The organism is Kitasatospora sp. NPDC091257 (genome assembly GCF_044757675.1).
GTDB classification, from domain to species: Bacteria; Actinomycetota; Actinomycetes; order Streptomycetales; family Streptomycetaceae; genus Kitasatospora; species Kitasatospora lactacystinica.
This window is the reverse complement of record NZ_JBIVVI010000542.1, coordinates 1-5,847: the sequence shown is the minus strand read 5'-3', so window position 1 is coordinate 5,847 and position 5,847 is coordinate 1. Positions and strand designations below refer to the sequence as shown.

Below are 5,847 nucleotides of genomic sequence, written 5' to 3'. Positions count from 1 at the left end.
GCACCAGCCGGCCCTCCCCGCCGGGGAAGAGCCGGGCGAAGACGCCCTCGAACTGGGCGGCGGTGTCGTGGTAGGCCGAGGTGAACAGCTGCTCGACCCGCTGGTCCACGTCCCGGACGATGTCCAGCAGGTCGCGCCGGCTGCGCTTGAGGTCGTCCAGCTGCTCGCCGAGGAACCGGTGCCGCTCCTCCAGCGCGGTGAACTCCTCCAGCGCCAGCGGGTTGACCTTGCCGAGCTGAAGGTAGGCCTTCTCGGCCGCCCGCAGCCGCTTCTCCTGCTCGGCCCGGACGTACGGGTACGGCTCCCCCGGCTCCTTCCCCTCCTCGGCGGCGACACTGGCGGCGACATCGGCGGACGGCGCCGCGGGCGAGGGCGGGACGGGCTGGTCGGGCCCGTACGAGGCGAGCAGTTCGCCGCCGTCGATGCCGAACTCCTCCAGCGCGCGGGCCTCCAGCTGCTCGATCCGCAGCCGCTTCTCGGCCCGCAGCACCTCGTCCCGGTGCCCGGCGTCGACCAGCTTGTCCAGCTCCTCCTTGAGCCCGCGGCCGTGCTCGCGGTGCTCGCGCAGCTCGTGCTCGCGCTCGGCCCGCGCCTGTTCGACGGCCACCCGCCCGGCGTCCGCCCGGGCCAGCGACACCTCCAGGCAGGCCAGCAGCTGCCGGGCGCCCGCCGCGACGGCGTTCGCCACCGAGGCGTCGTGCTCGGCGCGCCGGCGGCGCTCGGCGGCCCGGGCGCGCGCCTCGCGTTCGGCGCGGGCGGCGCGGTCCAGCTGGTCGGCCCGGCCGGCCAGGGCGCGGACCCGTTCCTCGTGGGTGCGCACCGCGAGCCGGGCCTCCAGCTCGGCCTGCCGGGCGGCGCTCGCGGCCTCAGCCAGGCGCTGCTGTTCGGCGGTGTCCGGCTCGTCCTGGCCCGCCCGGGCCGAATCCTCGGCGGCGGCCAGGCGCTGTGCCAGTTCCTCGGCGCCGTCGAGCAGTTCGGTCAGCCCCTGCTCGGCCCGCGCGGCGGCGGCCGACAGCCGCTCGGCCTCCCCGGCGGCGGCGCGGGCCTGCCCGCCGAGCCGGCCGAGTGCCCCGGCGACCTGGGCCCGTTCCTTCTCCGCCTGCCGCCGCCGCTCGGCCAGTTGCTCCACCTCGGCGGCCGACTCCCGCCGCCGTTCGGCGAGTTCGGCCAGCCGCTCGGCCGACTCGGCGCAGCGCTCGGTGAGTTCCCCGATCGCCCGGGCCGCCTCGTCCACCGCCGCCTGGGTCTCCAGCAGGCTCGGCGCACCGCCGGACCCGCCCTGGGCGAAGCCGGCGCCGAGCCGGTCCCCGTCCGCGGTGACGGCGCAGACTCCGGGCTGCGCGGCGGTCAGCCGCAGCGCCTGATCCAGGTCCTCGACCACCGCCACCCCGGCCAGCAGCCGCCGGACCGCACCGAGCAACTCCTCGGGCCCGTCCACCAGTTCGGCCGCCCAGCGGGCTCCGTCCGGCAACTCCCCCGCCGCCTGCGCCACCTCGGCGGCGCCGGCGATCAGCAGCGCGGCCCGGCCGGCGTCCTCGGCCCGCAGCAGCCGCAGCGCCCCGGCGGCGGCGGACGGCGAGTCGACGGCCACCGCGTCGGCCGCCGCGCCGAGCGCCGCGGCCAGCGGCACCTCGTACCCCGCCTCGATCCGCAGCAGCGCGGCCGCCGGGCCGAGCACCCCGCCCAGCCGCTCCCCCACCTCCAGCAGCGCGCCGGTGCCGTCCTTGCGGCGCAGCCCGAGGGAGAGCGCCTCGTGCCGCGCGGTCAGGGCGGCCCGCTCGCGCTCGGCGGCGCCGGCCGTCTCCCGGGCCGCGGCCAGCCCCTCCTCCACGGCGGCCAGCCGCTCGCGCGCCCGCCGGTACCCGGCCTCGGCCTGCTCGTCGTCCCCGGTCGCGCCGTCCACCTGCTGCCGGAGTTCGTCCAGCTCGGCCCGGGCGGACTCGGCGCGCAGCAGCGCCTCGTCCCTGGCCTCGGCGAGCCGGCCGATCTCGGCCTGCGCCGCGGCGGCCCTGGAGCGGGCGGCGGCGGCCTGCCCCTGCAGCCGGGCCAGGCCTTCCCGGCGGTCGGCGATGGCCCGGGCGGCGTCGCGCAGCCGGCGCTCCTCGTCGGCCAGCTCCCGCTCCAGCCCGTCCTTGCGCTCGACCGCCTCGGCCAGCGCGTACCGGGCCTCCTCCAGCGCCCCGGTCAGCGCGGCCTCCTCCTCGCGGACCCGCCCGGCCTCCTGTTCCAGGTCCTCGGGGTCGCGCCCGCGCCGCTCCTCGCCCCGGTCCCCGGCGACGGCGTGCCGGGCGCGGGCCTCGGCCAGCCCGATGGTGCCGCGGGTGCGCTCGGCGAGCGCGGAGAGCCGGTACCAGGTCTGCCGGGCGGTCTCCAGGCCGGGTCCGAGCCGCTGGACCTGCGCCTCCAGGACGCTCTCGCGCTGCACCGCGCGGGCCAGTTCCTGCTCGACGGTGGTGCGGCGCAGGCGCAGCGCCAGTTCGTCCGCGATCTCGGCCTCGACGGCCCGGCGGAGCGTGCACAGGTCGTCGGCGAGCAGCCGCAGCCGGGCGTCGCGCAGGTCGGCCTGGATGCCGGCGGCCCGGCGGGCGATCCGGGCCTGCCGGCCGAGCGGCCCGAGCTGGCGGCGCAGTTCGGCGACCAGGTCCTGGACCCGGTTGAGGTTGGCCTGCATCGCGTCCAGCTTCCGCAGCGCCTTCTCCTTGCGCTTGCGGTGCTTGAGGACGCCGGCCGCCTCCTCGATGAAGGCGCGCCGCCCCATCGGGTCGGCGTGCAGCACGGAGTCCAGTTGCCCCTGCCCGACGATGACGTGCATCTCGCGGCCGATACCGGAGTCGGAGAGCAGTTCCTGGATGTCCAGCAGGCGGCAGGTCTCGCCGTTGAGCGCGTACTCGCTGCCGCCGTTGCGGAACATGGTCCGGGTGATGGTCACTTCGGCGTAGTCGATCGGCAGGGCGCCGTCGCCGTTGTCGATGGTGAGGCTGACCTCGGCGCGGCCGAGCGGGGCGCGCCCGCTGGTCCCGGCGAAGATGACGTCCTCCATCTTGCCGCCGCGCAGCGACTTGACCCCCTGCTCGCCCATCACCCAGGACAGCGCGTCCACCACGTTCGACTTGCCGGAGCCGTTCGGGCCGACGACGCAGGTGATGCCGGGCTCGAAGCGCAGGGTGGTGCTGGAGGCGAAGGACTTGAACCCGCGCAGCGTCAGGCTCTTCAGGTGCACGCGGCCGGTCTCCTCGATCACTCAGGACAGGAACCGACTTTATCCGGCGCCGGACACGACGAAGGGACGCCACATCCGGGCGTCCCTTGCAAGCTGCGTCCCTTTCGGGGCGGCTCAGTGCACAGCGGCGTCGATCTGCGAGGACCGGGCGGGACTCAGGTGAGAGCCGGCTCCCGCTGATCCAGATCGATGCTGTTGAGCAGCGAGTGCTCGTCAGCGACAGCGGTCAGAGCGTCGTTCTCAGCCTGCATCCGAAGGAGCTCGGCTTCAAGGTCCTGGACGCGCTGCTGAAGCCGTCGCATCTCGGAGAGCATTCGCGGGTCGGGGCCGCCGACGTACCCGAGAAGCGCCTTTGCCATGATGAATGGTCCTCCACGCTGAGTGACCGAACCGGAACGGTCCAGGTCTAGGGGGAAGGGGGACGCACGCGCGGCGCGTCACCGGAAGTGCTGGCTGGGCACTACGGCACAACCACCGTGAGCTGGGCTCACGGGGGCATGCGCCTGCCGGGAGAACGCGGTCGTGTGCGCGGGCTTCCAGCGTCTCACCAAAGACGGAAAGGGTCAACACGATCACCGCACGCTACCGCGCCCCTGTCACCTGCCCGGCGGTGTCGTCACGCCTGGGGGGTCTCGGGACGGGTCCACCATGTGCTCGTGGATCATCGTTCGATGCGGAGTCAACCACGAGTCTGCCCGGATGGCAACCTCGTGACACCGCCGGTTCCGGATCTTTTCCCGGAACGCCGCACCCCGGTTCGCCGGAGCTCCGGCCCGGGGCGGCTCAGCGGATCTCGAAACCCTCGTAACCGGGGCCGACGGCCGTCCAGATCTCGGTGACCCCGCTGACGTTCCCCGGGGTCCCCGGGCCGCGCAGCCGGGCCAGCAGTTGCTCGCAGTCGGCCGCGAGTCCCTCGGCCACCACCTGCACCCGGCCGTCGCCGAGGTTGCCGGCGTAGCCGGTCAGGCCGATCTCCAGCGCCCGTGCCCTGGTCCACCAGCGGAACCCGACCTGCTGGACCTTCCCCCGGACCCAGGCGGTCACCCGGACCGGTTCCTCACTGTGGGCGTCGCGACCGTGCATGCCCCTGACCTTAGGACACGCCCCGGCGGCCCGCGCGCCCGGCCACCGCCCGGCCGACCCGCCCCGCGCACGCCGGCCGGGACGAGGACGTCAGCGGCCCCGCCGGTGCTCCGGCGGGGCCGCTGACGTGGACGGTCGGTGCTGCGGGTTACCAGTCCCCGCCGCCGAAGTCGCCGCCACCGCCGAAATCGCCACCGCCGCCGAAATCGCCGCCGCCGAAGTCGGCCGGGTTGAAGTCGGCGCCGGTGTAGTCGCCGCCCTCGTACTGGTCCTGGTAGCCGCCGCCCATCATCGGCGCCGCCGCGTAGGCCGGGGAGCTCATCATCGAGCCGAGCATGGTGCCGACCAGCAGGCCGGGCAGCAGGCCGCCGCCGAAGCCGCTGTAGTAGCCGCCCGCGTACGGGGCGTACGCCGGGCCGGCGTTCCAGTACGGCTGCGGGCCCTGGTCGGTGTCGACGGTGCGGATCGCCGGGTCGAGGCCGGCCGCCACGCGGTCCGCGTCGGCCTGGCAGACCGGCACGGAGCGGGGGGAGCCGCCGGCCGGGGCCCAGTCCACGTCCTTGACGGACGGGCCGTGTCGCGGGTCCATGAAGCACGGGGGACGGCGCTCGGGCAGCGGCCGCCTGTCCCGCCGGGCGGCCAGGGTGGCCAGCGAGAAGCGGCCGTCCTCGATCGCCTCGGTGACCTGCTTGACGTCCTCGGGCTTCTTCGCCTCGTCCATCAGCCGCTTGGACTTCTCGTACGAGTCCAGGGCGTGGCTGTAGTCGGTGCGCTGGACGTCGTCGGCGTCGGCCGCGGCCGGGCTGAAGTCGAGCCGCTCCAGTTCGACGCCGAAGGCGGTGATGTCCTCGTCCACGACCCGGCGCAGCTGCTCCAGCTCGGCCCGGGCCTGCTCCTCCTTGCGCTTCTTGGCGCGGCGGAACAGCAGGAAGACGCCGGTGCCGGCGAGCGCGACCAGCACGAGCGGGATGACCACCCAGGCGATCGAGGTGCTGTGGTTGACCCCGGTGCCCTTGGTCTGCGGGGCGGCCTGGTCGACGAAGGAGTTCAGGGTGGCGTCGATGTCGCCGCCGTTCGACCGGAAGGCCGCCCCGGCGATGCGCTGCGGCTGGCCCGCGCCCATCGCGCCGCGGTCGCCGCCGGCGTCGAACTTGTCGCCGTGCCAGACCGCGTAGACGCCGTCGATGCCCACCAGGGTGCGGAGGTCCTGGAGGTTGCTCTTCGCGTAGGCCGGAGAGTCGGGGATCACCGCGATGAAGATCGGCTTGTCGGCCTTGTCGATCTTCTTGGTCAGGGCGTCGGCCCGGTCCTGGCCGAAGCGGCTCGTCATGGCCGGGTCGACGTAGACCCGGCCCTTCTTCAGGGAGGCCGCGGCGTCGCTCAGTCCGCCGGCCGCCGAGGCCGCGGGCGCCAGCAGGAGCAGCAGCCCGAGCAGCGCCGCCACCAGGGCAAGCGGCCCGGCGCCCCGGGAACGTCGTGCAAGGGTTCTCATGCCCCCGACGCTACCGTGACCGGCCCCGGAGCACGCCATACCCTTCGCATAC

Annotated in this window: 4 protein-coding genes; all 4 read right to left on the bottom strand. The window is 75.0% G+C overall.

The genetic code is table 11. The features are described 5' to 3' along the window. On the bottom strand, positions 1-3,220 hold a 3,220-nt coding region (smc, locus tag ACIQOV_RS23810; protein WP_401051505.1), incomplete at its 3' end, for a chromosome segregation protein SMC. Positions 3,221-3,375: 155 nt separating this feature from the next. Then, complete coding sequence (locus tag ACIQOV_RS23805; protein WP_045702518.1) at positions 3,376-3,579, bottom strand: hypothetical protein; 204 nt, start codon at positions 3,577-3,579, stop codon at positions 3,376-3,378. A 424-nt stretch (positions 3,580-4,003) separates the two neighbouring features. Continuing rightward, positions 4,004-4,303, bottom strand: coding sequence for an acylphosphatase (locus tag ACIQOV_RS23800; protein WP_359900575.1), 300 nt, complete (start codon positions 4,301-4,303; stop codon positions 4,004-4,006). 148 nt (positions 4,304-4,451) lie between these two features. Beyond that, positions 4,452-5,795, bottom strand: a complete 1,344-nt coding sequence (locus tag ACIQOV_RS23795) for a hypothetical protein (RefSeq protein ID WP_401051503.1) — start codon at positions 5,793-5,795, stop codon at positions 4,452-4,454. Positions 5,796-5,847 lie beyond the last annotated feature (52 nt).